Source organism: Roseibium marinum (assembly GCF_002906165.1).
Taxonomy (GTDB): domain Bacteria; phylum Pseudomonadota; class Alphaproteobacteria; order Rhizobiales; family Stappiaceae; genus Roseibium; species Roseibium marinum.
In genome coordinates this window covers 14,256-32,711 of record NZ_PPCN01000016.1, presented here as the reverse complement: position 1 = coordinate 32,711, position 18,456 = coordinate 14,256, and the positions used below count along the sequence as shown (strand labels likewise).

Annotated in this window: 16 protein-coding genes; 8 read left to right on the top strand and 8 right to left on the bottom strand. The window is 61.7% G+C overall.

Annotation, left to right across the window (positions count from 1 at the left end; all coding sequences use genetic code 11):
• Positions 1 to 36: 36 nt before the first annotated feature.
• Positions 37 to 1,416: a flagellar hook protein FlgE gene (locus CLV41_RS24780; protein WP_103225173.1), complete on the bottom strand. Its 1,380-nt coding sequence runs from the start codon at positions 1,414 to 1,416 to the stop codon at positions 37 to 39.
• A gap of 312 nt (positions 1,417 to 1,728) precedes the next feature.
• Between CLV41_RS24780 and CLV41_RS24775 the strand changes: the two genes are divergently transcribed.
• The 6 genes from CLV41_RS24775 (at position 1,729) to CLV41_RS24750 (ending at position 7,760) form a co-directional block, all read left to right on the top strand.
• Positions 1,729 to 2,574: an AAA family ATPase gene (locus CLV41_RS24775; RefSeq protein WP_103225172.1), complete on the top strand. Its 846-nt coding sequence runs from the start codon at positions 1,729 to 1,731 to the stop codon at positions 2,572 to 2,574.
• A gap of 19 nt (positions 2,575 to 2,593) precedes the next feature.
• Positions 2,594 to 3,139: a hypothetical protein gene (locus CLV41_RS24770; RefSeq protein ID WP_208987716.1), complete on the top strand. Its 546-nt coding sequence runs from the start codon at positions 2,594 to 2,596 to the stop codon at positions 3,137 to 3,139.
• A gap of 67 nt (positions 3,140 to 3,206) precedes the next feature.
• A complete protein-coding gene (locus CLV41_RS24765) occupies positions 3,207 to 3,731 on the top strand; it encodes a SixA phosphatase family protein (protein ID WP_103225171.1) in 525 nt (174 codons plus the stop codon).
• A gap of 73 nt (positions 3,732 to 3,804) precedes the next feature.
• Positions 3,805 to 5,319, top strand: a complete 1,515-nt coding sequence (locus tag CLV41_RS24760) for a YcjX family GTP-binding protein (RefSeq protein WP_103225170.1) — start codon at positions 3,805 to 3,807, stop codon at positions 5,317 to 5,319.
• Positions 5,316 to 6,413 (top strand): YcjF family protein, encoded by a 1,098-nt coding sequence (locus CLV41_RS24755; RefSeq protein WP_103225169.1) that lies wholly within the window; start codon positions 5,316 to 5,318, stop codon positions 6,411 to 6,413. Before CLV41_RS24760 ends, CLV41_RS24755 begins: the two co-directional genes overlap by 4 nt.
• A gap of 171 nt (positions 6,414 to 6,584) precedes the next feature.
• On the top strand, positions 6,585 to 7,760 hold the full coding sequence (locus tag CLV41_RS24750) for a vWA domain-containing protein (RefSeq protein WP_103225224.1): 1,176 nt from the start codon (positions 6,585 to 6,587) through the stop codon (positions 7,758 to 7,760).
• Between the two features lie 18 nt (positions 7,761 to 7,778).
• Here the strand turns inward: CLV41_RS24750 and CLV41_RS24745 are convergent, their stop codons facing one another.
• From CLV41_RS24745 to CLV41_RS24730, 4 genes are all read right to left on the bottom strand, one after another.
• The gene (locus CLV41_RS24745; RefSeq protein ID WP_103225168.1) at positions 7,779 to 8,207 is read right to left on the bottom strand and encodes a universal stress protein; all 429 of its coding nucleotides are present in this window, start codon (positions 8,205 to 8,207) and stop codon (positions 7,779 to 7,781) included.
• 69 nt (positions 8,208 to 8,276) lie between these two features.
• Positions 8,277 to 9,065, bottom strand: a complete 789-nt coding sequence (locus CLV41_RS24740) for an AraC family transcriptional regulator (RefSeq protein ID WP_103225167.1) — start codon at positions 9,063 to 9,065, stop codon at positions 8,277 to 8,279.
• A gap of 73 nt (positions 9,066 to 9,138) precedes the next feature.
• The gene (locus tag CLV41_RS24735) at positions 9,139 to 9,336 is read right to left on the bottom strand and encodes a helix-turn-helix transcriptional regulator (protein WP_068417664.1); all 198 of its coding nucleotides are present in this window, start codon (positions 9,334 to 9,336) and stop codon (positions 9,139 to 9,141) included.
• 10 nt (positions 9,337 to 9,346) lie between these two features.
• Positions 9,347 to 9,727, bottom strand: a complete 381-nt coding sequence (locus CLV41_RS24730) for a hypothetical protein (protein WP_103225166.1) — start codon at positions 9,725 to 9,727, stop codon at positions 9,347 to 9,349.
• A 247-nt stretch (positions 9,728 to 9,974) separates the two neighbouring features.
• Here CLV41_RS24730 and CLV41_RS24725 point away from each other — a divergent pair, with 247 nt between their 5' ends.
• A complete protein-coding gene (locus CLV41_RS24725; RefSeq protein WP_103225165.1) occupies positions 9,975 to 11,201 on the top strand; it encodes an MFS transporter in 1,227 nt (408 codons plus the stop codon).
• A 101-nt stretch (positions 11,202 to 11,302) separates the two neighbouring features.
• On the opposite strand, the gene CLV41_RS24720 is transcribed toward CLV41_RS24725, so the two are convergent.
• The 3 genes from CLV41_RS24720 to CLV41_RS24710 form a co-directional block, all read right to left on the bottom strand.
• Positions 11,303 to 11,623, bottom strand: a complete 321-nt coding sequence (locus CLV41_RS24720; RefSeq protein WP_103225164.1) for a 2Fe-2S iron-sulfur cluster-binding protein — start codon at positions 11,621 to 11,623, stop codon at positions 11,303 to 11,305.
• 235 nt (positions 11,624 to 11,858) lie between these two features.
• Entirely contained in the window at positions 11,859 to 12,221 is a 363-nt protein-coding gene (locus CLV41_RS24715; RefSeq protein WP_208987714.1) for an Hpt domain-containing protein, read from the bottom strand.
• Between the two features lie 252 nt (positions 12,222 to 12,473).
• Positions 12,474 to 12,788, bottom strand: coding sequence for a hypothetical protein (locus CLV41_RS24710; RefSeq protein WP_208987713.1), 315 nt, complete (start codon positions 12,786 to 12,788; stop codon positions 12,474 to 12,476).
• Positions 12,789 to 13,067: 279 nt separating this feature from the next.
• Here CLV41_RS24710 and CLV41_RS24705 point away from each other — a divergent pair, with 279 nt between their 5' ends.
• Positions 13,068 to 18,446: an apolipoprotein A-IV repeat region-like domain-containing protein gene (locus CLV41_RS24705; protein ID WP_103225162.1), complete on the top strand. Its 5,379-nt coding sequence runs from the start codon at positions 13,068 to 13,070 to the stop codon at positions 18,444 to 18,446.
• Positions 18,447 to 18,456: the final 10 nt, after the last annotated feature.

Here is an 18,456-nt window from a genome sequence, read left to right as displayed (position 1 = left end):
AGGACCGGCGGGTCGCAACCCGCCGGCAGGTTCACATTACCTGACCATGTTCAATGCGCTGTCGAGCATCTCGTCGGCGGATGTGACGATCTTGGAATTGGCCGAATAGGCCTGCTGCGTGATGATCAGCTTGGAAAATTCGTCCGCGATATCGGCGTTGGAAAGCTCCAGCTTGTTCGAGCGGATCTGTCCACCGCCGGTCAGATCCGGATCGCCGGAGGAGGATGTCGCGGCGAAGGCCGCCCCGTCCACGCGCTGCAGGTTCTGCTCGGCCTCGAAAGTCGCCAGAGGAATTTCAAAGACCGGGCGCTGCTGATTGTTGGAATAGCTCGCGATCACCCGTCCGGATTCATCGACGGCAACGCCCACCAGTTCACCGGCCGCGAAACCGTCCTGGTCCAGACTGACGGAACTCGCGGTACCGTCCGCATCCGAATATTGGGTCAGCGCGCCGCCACCGAAGGATATCTCGACATTGGAGACGGTTGTTCCGCCGATAGTCAGGCTTGGGATGGTGAAGTTCTCGTTGGCGAAGTCGGCTGTACCTATGATCCCATCGGTCATACTGCTCAGCTCGCCGGCGCCGTCGAACGTCACTTCCCCGACATTGTACCAGGTATCCCCGGTGTCTTCACCGGTACCGATATACATGTTCCAGGTGTCCTCGACAGGCACGCCCGTATCCTCGTTCACCGTTTTGGCGTAACGCACCTCGACGCTCATCGCCGTACCGTTCTGGTTATAAATGCTGATCGACCCACCGGAGATGGAGCTGTCGAGGAAGTCCTGATTGTTGGTATCAGCAACATTACCGGCACCGACGGAGGCATTCAGCAGCGCCGATGCGTCGGTATCGGCATAGTCTTTCGGCTGCGGGATGCGCGGCAGGTTGGCCTGGTAGTCGATCGTCGTGGTCGCGGAGGCCGCCAGCGGCTGGTTCTCCACCCGGATCACCGAGGCTGCGTCACCGATCGGATTGCCAGTTTCAGGATCGAGAGGAAAACCCTGCAGATAATAGCCCGCCCCGTTGATAAGATAGCCTTCCTGGTCGCGCTCGAAATCGCCGGCACGCGTATAGAAGGTCTCTTCCGCGAAAGACGTCGAACCATCGACGACATCCGAAGCCCGGGTCACGACGAAATAGCCCTCGCCGTTGATCGCCATATAGGTATCCACGTCGACATCCGTGATGTCGCCCTGGATCGTGTTTGTGGCGCGCGATGTGGACGTGGTGGTACCGGACACCTGCGCAGCCTGGGTATAGCCGCCACCGGATACCAGATCGGAGAAAGTCGTATCGAGCCGTTTGTAGCCGGTTGTCTGCGAGTTGGCGACGTTACCGGAGATATTCTCCAGCGCCGTTGCCTGCGCAGTCAGTCCGGAAACCGCCGTATTGATAGCCCCATAAATACCCATGTTTCGTCCTCTTGATAGATTGGGCACGATTGACGCTGGCTTGCGCCCATATTCGGCCTACTCCCGCAAAGGCCGTGCCATTTCGGCAAACAAGGAATTTTATTAATTTATTTCAATAACTTAACCAGAAGGTTCACCTGCGGTGGAGCAAAGACCACCCGGCAACCATCAGCGTGACGGGCAAAAACTTCCTCCCGCGATGGGCAAGACTGTCCATATGCACAGCCTGCGGGACCTCCTCCTCTTTACGCACTTGCGTCCCGGAGCCGGGCCTGCCACTTTTCGCCCAACGAATTCAAAATGGACGGCCCCATGCGTTTCGAAGGAACTGAAGACTACATCGCCACGGAAGACCTGCGTATTGCGGTCAACGCTGCTGTTGCGCTGGAGCGGCCGCTGCTGATCAAGGGGGAACCGGGGACCGGCAAGACCGTGCTCGCGCAGCAGGTGGCCTCGGCGCTGAACGCATCCCTGATCGAATGGCATGTGAAATCCACCACCAAGGCCCAGCAGGGCCTTTACGAATATGACGCGGTCTCCCGTCTGCGCGACAGCCAGCTTGGCGATGAACGGGTGAAGGACATCAACAACTACATCCGCAAGGGAAAGCTCTGGGAAGCGTTCGACGCGCCGCAAAGACCGGTTCTGCTGATCGACGAGATCGACAAGGCGGATATCGAATTCCCGAACGACCTCCTCCTGGAACTCGATCGCATGGAATTCCACGTCTACGAAACGGGCGACACCGTCCGGGCAAGGCAGCGGCCCGTCGTGATCATCACGTCCAACAATGAAAAGGACCTCCCCGACGCCTTCTTGCGCCGGTGCTTTTTCCATTTCATCAAGTTTCCGGACGCCGAGACGATGGCCGAGATTGTGGAAGTCCACTTTCCGGACATCAAAAAGCGTCTGCTTTCAGAGGCCCTGCGCCTGTTCTACAATGTCAGGGACGTGCCCGGTCTCAAGAAGAAACCGTCCACCTCCGAACTCATCGACTGGATCAAGCTGTTGCTCAACGAAGACGTCGATCCGGAAACCCTTCGTCAACAGGACAGTGCGAAACTGATTCCTCCGCTGCACGGTGCACTTTTGAAGAACGAGCAGGACGTCCATCTCTTTGAACGTCTGGCTTTCATGACGCGCCGGGAACGGACCTGACGGCGAAGAGGAGAATGCCTTGGCGAGACGGCTCGCAATCTTGTTTGTGCTGGCGGTTTCAAGCCTGCTCCCGAACGGCATGATGCCGGGTCCGGTCAGCGCGCAGGTTCCGCCAGAGCAGGATGCGGGCTGGCAGAGTGCCGTTGGCGGCTTGCGCCATTTCACCGGCCTGCGCTGTCCGGACATGATTGGCAGCTATTACCGCATCAAGGTCATGCAAGGCGATGCCGTCAGCCTGGCCGGCTGCATCTATACCGGCCGCGACGGCATAACCGCCGTGCTGCGCAACCACCTTGAAGCAACCGGCCGCCGCGAAGCGCTGACATTTTCCCGCGCCTACAAGGCCGCCGGGTTCGAGCCGGTCAAGCTGACGGGAGCCGCGGCATCGGGCACTTCCTTCCGCACGCGCAACTGGACTCCCACCAGCCTGTGCGAAACGTTGTGGTATTTTTCCGGCGAAAAGGCTGATTATACCTTATGGCTGTCGTATACCTTGCCGACTCAGGAAATTGAGATCGGTCCGGCGGTGGCAGCCTTCACCCAGGCCCTCGCCAGCCAGAACTGACTGCGGCGCGGCACTGACCAGTTTGCGGGCGAACCGCCACGGCAAATGAGAATTCCGGAAACATGACATGCGGCTACTCCTTCTAAGACACGCCAAATCCGAGTGGGGAGACGAGGATCTCGCGGATATCGACCGTCCGCTGAACAGCCGTGGGAAGACCGCCGCCGTGACGATGGCAAGCTACATGAAGGACGCCGGCCTGCTCCCCAATCAGATCCTGTGTTCAACCGCGCAGCGCACGCGCGAAACCCTGGCACGGTTTCTGCCTTTCCTGCCCCAGGAAGCCCAGATCCACCTGATTTCCGACCTCTACCAGCAAAGCGACGACGACTATTGCGGCCTCATTCGCAAACACGGCGGCAGGGCGCAGAACCTGATGGTGATCGGTCACAATCCGGCGATGGAAGACACCGCCCTCAGCCTGACCGGAACCGCCGACGCGCAGGCCATGGCGGACCTTGAGGAAAAATATCCGACCGGGGCACTGGCCGTCATCGACTTCGATATCGCCGAGTGGGCCGAGCTTCATCCCAAAACCGGCCATCTGGAAAGGTTCACCAGACCGCGCGACCTGAAAGACAGCGCCGACTGATCGCCTGCCTACCTCCAGCGTCGTCCGGCTTCCGGGACAGTCCGCATTTGCACTTGCCCGTTCCCGCGCTTACATGAACGCGCTGGAGGCGCTCTTGAACCCACTGACGACATTTGCCGAAGAAACCCGGCTGACACTCGCGAACCTGACCGATGCGGTCGGCGATCTGGCCGTGCCGACCCTGCGCCTTGGCGTGACCGGTCTTGCCCGTTCCGGCAAGACGGTTTTTCTGACGGCCCTGGTCCACAACCTGGTCCACGGCGGGCGCCTGCCTGTGTTCAGCGCGGCGGCCGGCCACCGCATAACCGGTGCAAGTCTCCAGCCCCAGCCTGACGACGCGGTCCCGCGCTTCGACTACGAGGCCCATGTCCGCGCCCTTGTCAGCGACCGCATCTGGCCGGACAGCACGCGCCAGGTCTCCGAACTGCGGCTGACCATCGATTTCGAGAGCGCGTCCTATTTCTACAGAAAGCTCGGCCCGGGCCGCCTGCATGTGGACCTGATCGACTATCCCGGCGAATGGTTGCTGGACCTGCCGCTGTTGACCAAAGACTACGCCGCCTTTTCAGCGGAAGCCCTTGAGCGAGCACGGGCGCCGAACCGCAGGGAAATTGCCGCGCCGTTCCTGGAAGCTCTGGCCGCGATCGATCACGATGCCGCCGAAAGCGAACCCGTGGCACAGGCGCTCGCCGCCTCCTTCAAGTCCTATCTGGCCGCTTGCCGGGACGACACCCATGCCCTGTCCATGCTGCCTCCCGGCCGGTTTCTGATGCCGGGAGATCTGGATGGCTCTCCGGCGCTGACTTTCGCGCCCCTCGATATTCCCGTGGACGCCATCCCCACCCGCACGGGCACCGTCCGGGCGATGATGGAGAGGCGCTACGAAGCCTACAAGACACACGTGGTCCGGCCCTTCTTCCGCAATCACTTCGCCAGGCTCGACCGGCAGATCGTGCTCGTCGATGTGCTTCACGCCATGAATGCCGGCCCGCACGCGATCGCGGACCTTCAGACGGCCCTGGGCGAGGTTCTCGGCGCGTTCCGGCCCGGCAAACGCAGCTGGCTGTCCTCGATCCTGACACGGCGCATCGACCGTATCCTGTTCGCCGCCACCAAGGCGGACCATCTGCACAGGAGCGACCATGACCGTCTGGAAGCGATCCTCAGGCGGCTGGTCGCGCGCGCCGAGGAAACGGCGCGCTTCAAGGGGGCCGAGGTGGATGTCATCGCCCTGGCCGCCGTGCGCGCGACCCGCGAGGCAACCATCAAACACCGGGGCGACGCGCTTCCCGCGATCCTCGGAACGCCGTTGCCTGGCGAACGCCTCAACGGGGAAACCTATGATGGCGAAACTGAAATCGCGATGTTTCCCGGTGACTTGCCGCAAAATCCTGAATCACTTTTTGGACGAGCTGATTCAATTTCTGAAGAAACCCGTCCGGACTTTCTTGCGGCTCAGGCAGATCTTCAATTCCTGCGCTTCCGGCCTCCGGAGCTGGACACCACGGCCGAGGGCCTGAAATTGTCGTTGCCGCATATCCGTCTGGACCGCGCCCTTGAATTCCTCATCGGAGACCGTCTGGCATGACCGGGACCCCCCCCTCCTCCGGCCGCAAACCGGCTGCGTTCCGCCTTGACGACACCAAGGTCCGGATGACCGACGACGATACGAGGACACCCTCGGCCGGCGAGGCGCTGATCACGCAGATGTCCGGTGAAGACGAGGAACCCCGTCTGCCGCGCGCCGCGAGCACGCCAAAAACCCGGTTCCGTTTCGGCAAATGGCTGCTTGTCGGTCTGTCCGGACTTGTCTCGCTCGCCATCGGCCTTGCGGTCGACAGCCTGATCCGCGACCTGTTCACGCGCACCGACTGGCTGGGCTGGCTGGGCCTTGCCCTCGCGGGTCTGGCGGCGCTTGGCGTCCTGGGTCTGGCTGCAAGGGAAATCGCCGGTCTCATGCGGCTCACCCGCATCGATCATCTGCGCGACCGGTTGCAGCTGGCCGCCGATACGGACGACAGCAAGGCCGCATCTTCCGGCCTGAGGGACCTGCTTGCGCTCTATCTGGACAGGCCCGAGACAGCTCATGGCCGCAAGCAGCTCGCCGGTCACATGCGCGAGGTGATCGACGGCACGGATCTGGTGAAACTCGCTGAACGCGACCTTCTCGCCCCGCTTGATCTGGAAGCCCGGCGGATCGTGATGAACAGCGCCAAACGGGTGTCGCTGGTCACCGCCGTCAGTCCCCGGGCGCTGATCGACCTGCTGGCGGTCCTGTTCGAAAACCTCAGAACCATCCGCCGCCTGTCGACACTTTACGGCGCACGGCCCGGCATGCTCGGGTTTTTGCGTCTTGCAAGGCATGTGGTGGGCCATCTGGCGGTTACCGGAGGGATGGCCGCTGGCGACAGCCTCGCTTCACAGGTCCTGGGTCACGGTCTGGCGGCCCGTCTGTCGACCCGGCTCGGCGAAGGCGTCATCAACGGCCTCCTGACCGCCCGCATCGGCATCGCCGCGATAGCGGTCTGCCGTCCCGCCCCCTTTGTCGCCACCAGAGGCCCGACCATTTCGGAATTCATGGGCGAATTGATTTCGTCCACCGAAAAGCCGGAAAAACCTGCATCAAGGCCCGGTGAAAGCGATCAGGCGGCCGGCAAACAGCGCCGGGACCCGGAAGCATAGCGACAGGACGCCTGCGGCCCTGAGCCGCTGCGAGCATCAACACATCCGCAAAACACTCATCCTGAAGTTTGGCCACGATTTTAAAAGATCAGCCGGAAAGGGGTTCATTTGTCTGAACGGGTGGAAAAATCCCGCCTCGACAGTGCTCGCCCGCGCCGCTATTTTCCCCTCATGTTCATCAATTTCTTCACCGAGCTCAAATCCGCCGGAATACCGGTCTCGATGCGCGAATATCTGACGCTGATGGAAGCGCTGGACAAGGATCTGGCTGAAAAAAGCGTCGAGGACTTTTATTACCTCGCCCGCCTCTGCCTGGTGAAGGACGAGAGCAATCTCGACAAGTTCGACCGTGTGTTCGCTCATGTGTTCAAGGGTCTGGAGCTGTTGAGCGACGTGCCGGCGACCGACATCCCCGAAGACTGGCTGCGCAAGCTTGCCGAAAAGCACCTGAGCGAAGAGGACAAGGCGCAGATCGAGGCTCTCGGCGGCTTCGAGAAACTCATGGAAACCCTGCGCGAGCGCCTGAAGGAACAGGAAAAGCGCCACCAGGGCGGCAACAAATGGATCGGGACGGCCGGAACCTCCCCCTTCGGCGCTTACGGCTACAATCCGGAAGGCATCCGCATCGGCCAGCACGAGAGCCGTCACCGGCGGGCGGTCAAGGTCTGGGACAAGCGGGAATTCAAGGACCTGGACGACACCCAGCTTCTGGGTTCACGCAATATCCAGGTAGCCCTCAAGCGCCTCAGGAACTTCGCCCGCACGGGGGCTGCCGACGAACTGGACCTCGACGGCACCATCCGCTCGACCGCTCACAAGGGACTGCTGGACATCAGGATGCGTCCTGAACGGCACAACGCGGTCAAGGTTCTGCTGTTCTTCGATATCGGCGGCTCGATGGACGATCACATCCGGGTCTGCGAGGAGCTTTTTTCCGCCGCCCGGTCCGAATTCAAGGTGATGGAGCATTTCTACTTCCATAATTGCCCCTATGAATTCGTCTGGAAGGAAAACCGCCGCCGCCATACCGAGCGCCTGGCGACCATCGACGTGCTGCACAAATACCCCGCCGACTACAAGATCATCTTCGTCGGCGACGCTTCCATGAGCCCTTACGAGATCGCCTATGCGGGCGGGTCGGTGGAGCACTGGAACGAGGAACCTGGCGCGGCCTGGATGCAACGCCTCACCGGGCTTTACAAAAGCGCGATCTGGCTCAACCCCGTGCGGGAAGAACACTGGGGCTACACCCAGTCCATCCAGATGCTGAACGAGCTGATGGACGGGCGCATGTTCCCGATGACCCTGGAGGGTCTGACCGAAGGGATGAAGGAACTGGCGCGGTAGGCCCGCTGTCGAAGCCCGTCAGCTACCGCGCAGCACCATCACCGAGCAAGGTGCGTGACGCACGATGTGGGCGGCGTTGGAGCCGATGAAATAGGTGGAAAGCCCCGGCTTGTGCGAGGTCATGAGAATGAGATCGCAGCCGGATGCTTCGGCTTCCTCGATCACCTCGTGATAGACGGTCCCCATGCGAACCTGACTGTCGACCTCTCCCGCAGGAACGTCCAGTTTCGCGCTGATCTCGTCGAGAATGAGCCTGGTCGCCTCAATTTCCCGCTGTTGCCAGCCCTCCGGCAATTGGCTGGCCACGAAGCTTTGCACTTCCGGACAAACCGCCAGAACATGGATCTTGGCGCCATAGTCCCTGGCAAGTTGTGACGCTTTCGCAAGAGCCTCATCCGCGAAGCCCGGTTCGGCAGGATCCAGGGGTACGAGGATTTTTTTGAACATGGCTCTTGTCTCCGGCGGGTTGTTTCATCCAACCATCGCCGTGGACGCCGATGGCCGCCATGAGCCAGATCAATCCGGATTGCTACCGTCGAAATACCGTCCGGGCGTAACCCCGAAGGATTTTTTGAATGTCGCCACGAAAGCGCTCGGACCTTCATAGCCCAGCTTGTGGGAAACATCGGAGACGCTGCGCCCGCAGGCAAGCAGTTCCAGCGCCCGGAACAGCTTCACCTGCCGGCACCAGGTCCGGTAGCTGAGCCCGGTTTCCGCCTTGATCCGCCGCTCGAAGGACCTGACGGACGTCGCGCAGCGCTCCGCGGCTTCGCTGAGCGAGGGAACATCGGCCGGACAGCGCACCACGCCTTCGCACAATTCCCTGAGCCGCGCGTCCCGCGGCATGGGAAGCTGCAGCGGCGCCGCGGGCAGCATTTTCAACTGATCGAGAATGACGGCGGCAATCCGCGCGGCCGGCCCCTCTTCCGTTTCGGCACGCGCATAGGACATGAACTCCAGGATCAGCGCGCGCAGGAGCGTGGTGACCTGCATGACCTGAGGGGACTGCGGAAGGTCCCGGGCATGCTCGAACTGGACGTAGATAAAGCGCAGTTCGGTGTCCGTCAGGTAGCGTGTCTGATGGCCGACCCGCGGCGGCAGCCACACCGCCCGCTCCGGCGGCACGAAATAGGTGCCCATATCCGTGTCGATCGCGATCGAGCCGTTCACCACATGGAAAAGCTGGGCGGCATCATGGGCGTGCCAGCCGTTGTTTTTTCCCTGAAGTCCGGTCCGCGCATAGCCGATGATCGGCGCGGCGACCGCATGCCTGGGAAACTCCGCGAGCTCCGGATGAATGCTCATTCTCTTCTCGAGCCTTCCCGCACATTGAAACGAATATCTGTTTTACCCGGTTTCGGCTGGCATGGGTACAGACCTATCCGTCTTCAGGATCGAATATCCGTTCGATCGGCAATCCGAACACCCGCGAAATCCGGAAGGCCAGCGGCAGGCTCGGGTCGTATCTTCCCCGCTCCAGCGCGATGACGGTCTGCCGGGTGACGTCGAGCTTTTCCGCGAGGGCCGCCTGGGACCAGCCTTGCGCGCATCTGAGGTCCTTGAGGTGATTGCGCATCAGTTCAGCATCAGCTCCTGAGACGCACAAGCACGGTCGCAACCGACCAGGCGATCATCAGGAAGGTCGCATAGAGACCGAAGTCGGCCGGCCAGGCCATCCCCAGTTTGTCCAGAAAAAGCGCAAGAAAAACACCTGTGAGCAATGTCAGCGCACCGGCAACGGCCAGAATGTGCCGTTCGCGCTCATCCACCTTGCGGTAGAACCGCACCTGCGCCCAAAGGGCAAGTCCCATCGGCAGTGTCGCCGCGAACGAAACGGCAACCACAACCACCGGATCGGTATGCGTTTCCAGAAACGGCCGGGCAAGATAACTTGCCAGAACATAAAGCGCGGCTCCGGCGAATGTCTCTGCCAGATACCGGTAAGTCAGCCTGTCAAAGCGGTTCATCTCCGCCTCCCATGCGTTGAATTGTAAAGCACGCTTTACATCTCACATCGCACCGCAACTGTAAAGCTCGCTTTACAATTCAGGTTCCCAAAGCCGGACCCGGCATCGCCAAGCGAGGTTTGCTGAGGATTCAGCCGGATTATTGGCGAGTGGAAAACATATCGTGACAAAACAGCGCTAACACGCAAAACGTAAATGGGTTTAGAAGCTTGGCCTCGGATTAATTCACTTTTTCTACGGCTATGGAATGACTTATTTCACCCAATCCGCCCACCCGGATAAAATCACCGGCTGGCGCTCCCCGGCAGTGCTTTTGATGATCATGGCAGGCGCCATGCAACTGTCGTTTGCCGCCTGGTGGAACCTGATGAACAACTTCGCGGTCCAGGAGCTGGATTTCACCGGCCGCGAGATCGGCATACAGCAATCGATCCGCGAGATTCCGGGGTTCCTGAGTTTCCTTGCGGTCTACCTGCTGCTGATGATGCGCGAGCAGACGCTCGCCTATCTGTCCCTGCTGATGCTTGGCGTCGGCGTTGCCGTCACCGGTTATTTTCCGACCGCGATCGGGTTTTATGTCACCACACTGATCATGTCGGTCGGGTTTCATTATTATGAGACCATGGCCCAGTCGCTGTCGCTGCAATGGCTGCCGAAGGCCACGGCCGCCGCCAGCATGGGCAAGATCATTTCCGTCGGCGCCTTCGCCCAGTTGATCGCCTATGGCGTCATCTTCATTGCCTGGAAGATGTTCGACCTGTCCTTCACCACGGTCTTCGCCATCGCCGGCGGCCTGACGCTTGTGGTGCTCGCCTTCCTGATGATGGCCTATCCGCATTTCAAGGAAGGCGTTCCCCAGCACAAGAAGCTGATCCTGAGAAGGCGCTACTGGCTCTATTACGCCCTCACCTTCATGGCCGGCGCCCGCCGGCAGATCTTCACGGTCTTCGCGGGTTTCCTGATGGTCGAGCGGTTCGGCTACGACGTTCACGAAGTGGCCGGACTTTTCCTGCTCAACGGCTTCTTCAACATGCTCCTGGCCCCGAAGATCGGCAAGCTGATTGTCCGCTTCGGCGAGCGCAAGGCGCTGGTGCTGGAATATGTCGGCCTGTTTCTGGTCTTTGTCAGCTACGCCTTCGTCACCAGCGCGACGCTGGCGGCCAGCCTCTACGTGATCGACCATGCCTTCTTCGCCATCGCGATCGCGATCAAGACCTATTTCCAGAAGATCGCCGATCCGGCCGATATCGCTCCGACGGCCGGCGTCGCCTTCACGATCAACCACATCGCCGCCGTGTTCATCCCGGTGGCTTTCGGTCTTATCTGGCTGGTCTCGCCCGCGGCGGTCTTCCTGGCCGGCGCCGCCATGGCTCTCGTCAGCCTGGTGCTGGCGACACTCATCCCGAGCGCTCCGGAAGAAGGCCGGGAGGTTGATTTCTGGTACCGCAAACCGCTCGCCCAACCGGCCGAGTGAGGCGCAACCGCGCGCGGATCCAGGACGCGAAAAAATAGGAAACCCCTTTGCCGGGGCTTCCGTTTGACCGATCGAATTTCAGCTGGAATCAGGCTGCCTGTTCAAGCCTGCCGTTCAGGAACGTGAACCACCAGGCCGTCGAGTTCGCCGGTGACCTTGATCTGGCAGGAAAGGCGAGAGGTCGGCTTCACGTCATAGGCGAAATCGAGCATGTCCTCTTCCATCGGTTCCGCCGTGCCAGTCTTGCCCTGCCACGCCTCGTCCACATAGACATGGCAGGTGGCGCAGGCGCAGGCCCCGCCGCACTCCGCTTCAATACCCTGAACCATGTTCTTGATGGCGTTCTCCATCACGGTGGAGCCTTCGGCGGCGTCCACTTCGGTCCGGGTTCCATCGGCATTTATGAATGTGATCTTCGGCATGCGTCGCGTCCAGGCCTTCAATTGTGGTCAATGCAGCGCCGCACACCCGCCGTGAACGTTTGCGGCGTTCCTGACGCCCGTCCTCAAACGTTTCACATCGGGAGCATCGCGCTCCGGTCGTCCCGACATAAAGCTTCCGCGAAAAAGGTCAAGGACCGTGCCGTTTCCACGCGGCAATCTGCCACGAATAAATCGCCTTGCGCGCCGGGTCACAACACATCTGGGGGTCAGGACCCTAGCCTTCGAGGAGATCGCGGATATAGCGGTTGGTCTCGTCGACGGCGGCAATCAGGCCCTCGGTCGCGGGATCGGACACGGATTTCATCTTCCCTTCCAGGGTTTCGCAAACCACGGCGACCCGTTCCGCGCCGATCGCCAGCGCGGACCCTTTCAACGTATGAACGAGGTCGAGCCGGATCGAGGCGTCGGTTTCCTTCGCCAGCCGTTCAAGCGTGGTGGAGGATTGCGATTTGAAAAGATGAAGAACCTGAACTTCCAGGTCCCGGTTTCCCAGGGTGTTGGTGGCCAGCCGCACAAGATCTATCGGTGCTTCGGGCCCGGCCCGGCCGGCGACACGGGCCATGGATGAAGGGGCCATGAGGGTGCTCCAAATTGCTCTGCTCACGCCTGACGGCACTCCGCCGCAAGCTATGACTTGAGAGACTGTGCGCCCAAACCCCCAAACACCCGGTTAAACGGGCCCGCCGGAGGGGCCCTTCGGCCGAATGTCCCCAAAAAATTGTTTTTTTGGTTAACGCGGGTTAACACGGCTTTCAAAATACGATTAAAAAAGTCCTTGCAAATCCGCCGATTTATTGAATCGATAAAATTTTAACGATGCGATTCGGCGTTAACTTCTTTTACGGTTTTGACTTGCGGAGAGAACTTCGACTGCTGCAGGCGTCAGCTTGCAGACCAGCCAATCGGGCTTGATTGGGTTGGAAAACCAAGGCTCTGCCCAGCCTGCTTCGATGCAGGCGCGGATTGTGCGGGCCGGAATTTCCCGTCCGTTGCCATCGAACAACGGCAGCTTCCCACCTGGCTGATCGAGCCCCTTCAGCAGCCACCGTCTTTGCGGAGCGGTCAGGCTTCCTGCCTTGAGCGCACCGCTTGCGACGGTGTTTTGATCCTCTTTCACGACGTCGCCATGCTTTGATTCAGGCATTCAAACAGCCCCTTAAGTGACTCGCGCCATTGCCGTTTCTTGTTCGTTAGGAGAGATTGTGCCATTACAGTTACTGATGCGGCAAGGTGTGGAGTGTACCGTCGAACGGAAAGTTCGCGGTCGGTCAGCGGCGGCCCTCCTCATGGAGTAAATCCACGGTGCGGTTCTTTGGAACTGTGGCCGTAAAATTGGCGCATCCGGTAGTCACTGTGGAATGCTGCAATAGCAGCTGGCTGAAATTACCGGCGTGTAATGAGTACGGACGTGAGGCGACCCTAAATGGCAAATCCGACAAAGGCGAAAGATCCGGCGGAAGCGGCACTGTCTGCGGTTGAAGAAGCCCTGAAGCTTGATTTCGGCGGCCCGGAAACTGCAGCAACGCAAACGGCCGCGGAGGCGAATGTGGCTGTGGAAGCGGACACGACGCGCAGATCCCAGACGGCCAAACCGGGGCCCTCTCCGCGTGACGAACAGCGCCAGGCCAGGCGCCGGGGACGCGGTGGACGCCCGCCCGCGGCAAATGACGACCGCCGCAACATCGGTACGCTGATTTACGCCCTGCAGCGCCGCCCCTCCTCCACGCCCTTTTGGGGCGCCCTTGCCCTGAGCGCCATCTGGGCCGCCCTCGGCAGCAGTCTTTTCCTGACCGCCTTCGCCGACAAGGTTGCCACCATAAACGACTTCCAGGCGCTGCTCGGCTCGCCGGAAATGATCCTGGCCGGCGCCGGGATCGTGGTGCCGATCATCTTCTTCTTCGTCATGGCCATGATGATCTGGCGGGCGCAGGAAATGCGCATCGTCGCCCGCGGCATGACGGAAGTCGCGCTGCGCCTGGCCGAACCGGAAGACATGGCCAAGGAATCCATCCTCAGTGTCGGACAGGCCATCCGCCGCGAAGTCGCTGCCATGGGTGACGGCATCGAGCGCGCGATTGCCCGCGCCAGCGAGCTGGAGGTTCTGGTCCACAACGAGGTGTCCTCCCTCGAGCGGTCCTATAACGACAACGAACTCAAGATCCGCAGCCTGATCGAGGAATTGGTCAGCCAGCGCGAATCCATCGTAATGAATGCCGAGCGGGTGCGCGAAACCATCGCGGGCGCCCATGAAAACTTCGCCGCGCAAATGTCCAACACCTCCGGTGAACTGGGCAGCACCGTGGAAACGGCGACCCAGCGGATGATCGACGCGGTGAACAGCCGCGTGGAGGAACTGACCTCCAGCGTGGATTCGCGTATCGAGACGCTTGGCGCGACCCTGCACGCCTCCGGCAGCGAGCTGGTGGATTCCCTGACGGTGCGCGCGGAGGATTATGTCTCCCGCCTGTCCACCACCGGAAGCGATCTGGTCGACAATCTGGCTGAAACCGGCTCCACAATGTGGGAGACCCTGACGGTCCGGGGCAACGAGGTGAACGAACGCTTCGCCGATACCGCGAACCAGTTCGTCGATACACTGACGGCCCGCGGCAGCGAAATCAACGAAACCCTCACCTCCTCCAGCACCTCCGTCATCGAGACCCTGAGCACCAAGGCCGATGAATTCCGCAACTCGATGGAAAGCACCGGAGCGTCGGTCGGCGACATCATCACCCAGCGCGGTGAGGAAATTAACGCCAACCTGTCGCTGACATCCGGCCGCCTGATCGACACGATCACCACCCGCACCGAGGAACTGGTCACGACGGTCGATACCCGCGTGACCTCGCTGGACGAATCCCTTGCCGCGACCGGCAACCGGGTCGTCGAGAGCATCTCCGAACGTGGTCAGGCCGTCACCGACACGATCTCCATCCGCGGGGCCGAAATCGTCGACACCCTGTCCAGCCGCTCCACCGAAGTGTCTGAAATCCTGCGCGGCACGGGCGAAAGCATCGTTGTCGATCTCTCCCTGCGCGGCGGCGAAATCGCCTCCAAGCTGGACGAGACCGCTGGTTCGCTCACCGAAACCATCACCGTGCGCGGCGGGGAACTGGCCGAGAAACTCGACACGATTTCCGAACGCATCTACACCGCGATTACCATCAACGGCAGCGAACTGGACGAACGTCTTTCGGCCCGCAGCAACGAGATGGCGACGGTCCTGGAGCAGCAGACAGACGGCTTCCGCCAAACTCTCGAAGGCGTGTCCTACAAGTTCTCGACCGGTCTCGGCGAGCAGACATCCGCCCTCACCGAGAAACTTGCCGAAACCGGCACCCAACTCGCCGAACTGATCGGCAGCCGCGGCGACCGCGTGACCAGCAACATCAACGAAATCAGCGGCAGGATTGCCGAGACGCTCGATGTGCGCGGCCTCGCCCTGCAGGAAGGCCTGTCCACGCGCCTGGCCGAACTGGAGATCCTTGTCGGCGAACGCGGCGGCCAGTTGGTCGATGCCTTCGACTCCCGGACGGAAATCCTGTCGGAAGCGCTCGACAGCCGCCTGTCGGGCCTCGACAACACATTCGCGTCCCGCATCGACATGATGGATGCCTCGCTCGGCGACCGTATCGCGACGATGGACACCTCCCTCAGCAGCCACATCAACACGCTGGATCTCACGCTCGACCAGCGCACGGCCGCATTCGAGGCGACCCTGGAAGCCCGGACGCAGATCCTTTCGGACGCCATCGACAACCGCACTTCCGGCATCAGCGATGCGCTGGAGGAAAAGACCCGCAACATCACCGATGTTCTGGCGGACCGTTCCGACGCCATCACCCTGCAGCTTGGCCAGCGCATCGAAGACGCAGGCAACACGCTTGCGGAACGCGCGGAAGAGATCGGCCAGTCCCTGTCGACCCGTGTCGACGGCGCGGCATCGTCCATGGCTGAAAAAGCCGAACTGCTGTCCGTCTCCATGACGAGCGGCACCGACCGGATCGACGAAACGCTCGACGCACGGGCCCGCCAGATCTCCGAGACCCTGATTTCCCGCACCAAGGAGATCGCTCAGGCATTCGTCGAGGGCCAGGAGGAAATGACCTCGGCCCTGGACAACCGTCTGGCGGAAGCCGGCAGCGTTCTGGGCAAACAGAGTGCCGAACTGACCGAATCCCTCTCCGAGCGGATCGCCGAGATCAACGTTTCCCTGGGCGCCAAGGTGTTCGAGGTCGCCGAAACCCTCGATACCCGCGCCAGCCTGCTGGAGACCTTGCTCAACGAGCGCCTGGAAAGCATCTCCGGCACCCTGACCGGTGAAAGCGAGCGCGCCCGTGACATTCTCACGACCGTGATCGCCGAAGCCGGCTCGACCCTGTCCACCGAAAGCACGCGTTTGCGCGATGTGGTTCAGGAAGCCGTCGAAGCCGCGGTTCAGTCGCTCACCGAAGAACGCACCAAGACCGTCGAGATCGTCGACGGGGCGCTCAGCGACGCGACCGAAAAGCTTGCCAGCGAAGGCGACCGCATGCGCCAGATCGTCCTCGGCACTGTCGGTGAAGCCCGCGGAGTGCTGGTCGGTGAAAGCCAGAAAGCGGCGGATGCCGTCACCGCGGCAATGCATCAGGCGACCGGGACCATGTCCGGTGAAAGCACCAAGATCCGTGACCTTGTGTTCTCGGCCGTCGGTGACGCTGCCCGCGCCATGGCGGCGGAAAGCGAAAGGGCACGCACGCTCTATGCAGGCACGCTGGCTGAATTCAGCGGCTCCCTGACCGGCGAAAGCGACAAGGTCCGCACCGAACTCTCCGGCCTTATCGCCGAGATTTCAGGCAACCTGTCCGCCGAAAGCGAACAGGCCCGTCTGACGCTGGCCAAGACGCTGGAGGAAATGCGCGGCCAGATGTCCAGTGAAGCCGGCATCGTCCGGGCCCGGGTCAACAGCGCCGTGGCGGAAGCCGCCGAACTTCTGGTGGGCCGCGGCAACGAGGTCGCCAACGAACTTCTGGAAAAGGCCACCACCCTCAACGAGGCCTTCGGCGCCCGCTCCGGCGAACTGGCCAAGATTGTCGGCACCGATGGCAACGAACTCGTCAAGGCCATCGAACTGCGCGCCAACGATCTGACCGGACGCCTTTCCGAGGTCCACGGCGCCATTCTGGAAGCCATCACGATCAAGGGCCGCGACGTCACCGATACCTTCGCCCATACCGGCCTTGACGCCACCCGCTCGCTGGTCGAGGCCGGTGACAAGATCGTCACCAGTATCAACGAGCGCAGCGAACACGCCACCTCGCTTCTCACGGAGACGAGACACCGTCTGGAAGCCGATGTCTCCGAAATCCTCAACAAGATCGAGGCGTCGAATACCAACCTGCAGGATATTGTCGCCACGGCCGGAGAGAACCTCAGCGAAGTGGAAGGCAACCTTGCCCGACGCGCCGGCGAGTTCCGCTCCGCGGTCGACAGGGCCGTGGGAGAGACCAACTCGACGACATCTGTCATCACCGAGCAGGTTGCCAACCTGCGCGATGTGACCGAGACGACCCTTGCGGATATCATGAACCTGACGAGCCGCTTCGGCGATCAGTCGGAGGAACTCACCAAGGCGGCCCGTCACCTGGAAGAGACCAACCGGTCCGTGGAAACCCGCGTCACCGAGCGCCGCACGGCGATCGAGGAAGTGGCCGATACCCTGCTGGCGAAAACCGAATCGGTCGACACGCTCATGCGATCCTTCACGCAGACCCTGTCCACCACGCTGGAAACGGCCGACGACAAGGCGCGCGAGGCGGCCAACATGCTGGGCGCCGCGGCGGAAGCCGCCTCCAGGCAGGTGGCCGAGCAGTTCGAATCCATGCGTCTGACGGCCGGAATGGAAGGTCAGAAGGCCCGCGATGCGATCCGCTCCGCACAGGACGACATCATTGCCGAAATGACCCGCACGGTCACCGAGGCTTCCGAACGCTTCAACGATGCGGCGGTGCGCATGCGCGATGTCGCCCGCGACGTTCACCGCGAACTGGAGGCCACCCGCTCCGAACTGAAACAGGGCGTCCTCAACCTGCCGGACGAAGCCGAGGAATCCTCAGCCGCCCTTCGCAAGGTGGTCAACGAGCAGATCCGCGCGCTGACCGAACTGTCGGAGATTGTCGCCAAGCAGTCCAATGTCCTCGACCTCTCCCGCCCGCAGGCCGCAGTGGCATCCGCTGCTGCCGCGCCGGCGCCGGCGCCGGTCAATTACGCGCCCACCTCCCCCGCCCGTCAGCAGACGGCCCCGGCCGGCGAACAGCGCCCGGCCCAGAGCCGTCCTCCGATGGACACGCGCCGGCAGCAGCCGGCACCGGCAGACACGGGCGGTTCCGGTGGCAAGGGCTGGGTTTCCGATCTCCTGCGCCGCGCGTCGCGTGACGAGGATGCCGACACGGACATCCAGCCGGGCCGCACACCGCTGCAGACCGTCGAAAGCCTCAACTCCCTGTCCGTCGATATCGCCCGGGCAATCGACCACGAGACCTTCATCGACCTGTGGAACCGCTACCGTGGCGGCGAGCGTCACGTGTTCACCCGCCGCCTCTACACCCTGCAGGGTCAGCAGACCTTCGACGAGATCCGTCAGAAGTATTCCCGCGACCCTGAGTTCCGCACGGCTGTGGAACGCTATGTGGCCGATTTCGAGCAGCTTCTCGCCCAGGTCTCGCGCAACGACCGCGACAACATGCTGGGCCAGACCTATCTCACCTCGGACACGGGCAAGGTCTACACCATGCTGGCCCATGCCAGCGGCCGCCTCGACTGAGCGGCGATCA

Excerpts from the sequence above, each read along its gene's own strand:
- CLV41_RS24780 (WP_103225173.1), bottom strand. The coding sequence starts at position 1,416 with ATGGGTATTTATGGGGCTATCAATACGGCGGTTTCCGGACTGACTGCG.
- CLV41_RS24775 (WP_103225172.1), top strand. The coding sequence starts at position 1,729 with ATGCGTTTCGAAGGAACTGAAGACTACATCGCCACGGAAGACCTGCGT.
- CLV41_RS24765 (WP_103225171.1), top strand. The coding sequence starts at position 3,207 with ATGCGGCTACTCCTTCTAAGACACGCCAAATCCGAGTGGGGAGACGAG.
- CLV41_RS24760 (WP_103225170.1), top strand. The coding sequence starts at position 3,805 with ATGAACGCGCTGGAGGCGCTCTTGAACCCACTGACGACATTTGCCGAA.
- CLV41_RS24755 (WP_103225169.1), top strand. The coding sequence starts at position 5,316 with ATGACCGGGACCCCCCCCTCCTCCGGCCGCAAACCGGCTGCGTTCCGC.
- CLV41_RS24750 (WP_103225224.1), top strand. The coding sequence starts at position 6,585 with ATGTTCATCAATTTCTTCACCGAGCTCAAATCCGCCGGAATACCGGTC.
- CLV41_RS24745 (WP_103225168.1), bottom strand. The coding sequence starts at position 8,207 with ATGTTCAAAAAAATCCTCGTACCCCTGGATCCTGCCGAACCGGGCTTC.
- CLV41_RS24740 (WP_103225167.1), bottom strand. The coding sequence starts at position 9,065 with ATGAGCATTCATCCGGAGCTCGCGGAGTTTCCCAGGCATGCGGTCGCC.
- CLV41_RS24735 (WP_068417664.1), bottom strand. The coding sequence starts at position 9,336 with ATGCGCAATCACCTCAAGGACCTCAGATGCGCGCAAGGCTGGTCCCAG.
- CLV41_RS24730 (WP_103225166.1), bottom strand. The coding sequence starts at position 9,727 with ATGAACCGCTTTGACAGGCTGACTTACCGGTATCTGGCAGAGACATTC.
- CLV41_RS24725 (WP_103225165.1), top strand. The coding sequence starts at position 9,975 with ATGACTTATTTCACCCAATCCGCCCACCCGGATAAAATCACCGGCTGG.
- CLV41_RS24720 (WP_103225164.1), bottom strand. The coding sequence starts at position 11,623 with ATGCCGAAGATCACATTCATAAATGCCGATGGAACCCGGACCGAAGTG.
- CLV41_RS24715 (WP_208987714.1), bottom strand. The coding sequence starts at position 12,221 with ATGGCCCCTTCATCCATGGCCCGTGTCGCCGGCCGGGCCGGGCCCGAA.
- CLV41_RS24710 (WP_208987713.1), bottom strand. The coding sequence starts at position 12,788 with ATGCCTGAATCAAAGCATGGCGACGTCGTGAAAGAGGATCAAAACACC.
- CLV41_RS24705 (WP_103225162.1), top strand. The coding sequence starts at position 13,068 with ATGGCAAATCCGACAAAGGCGAAAGATCCGGCGGAAGCGGCACTGTCT.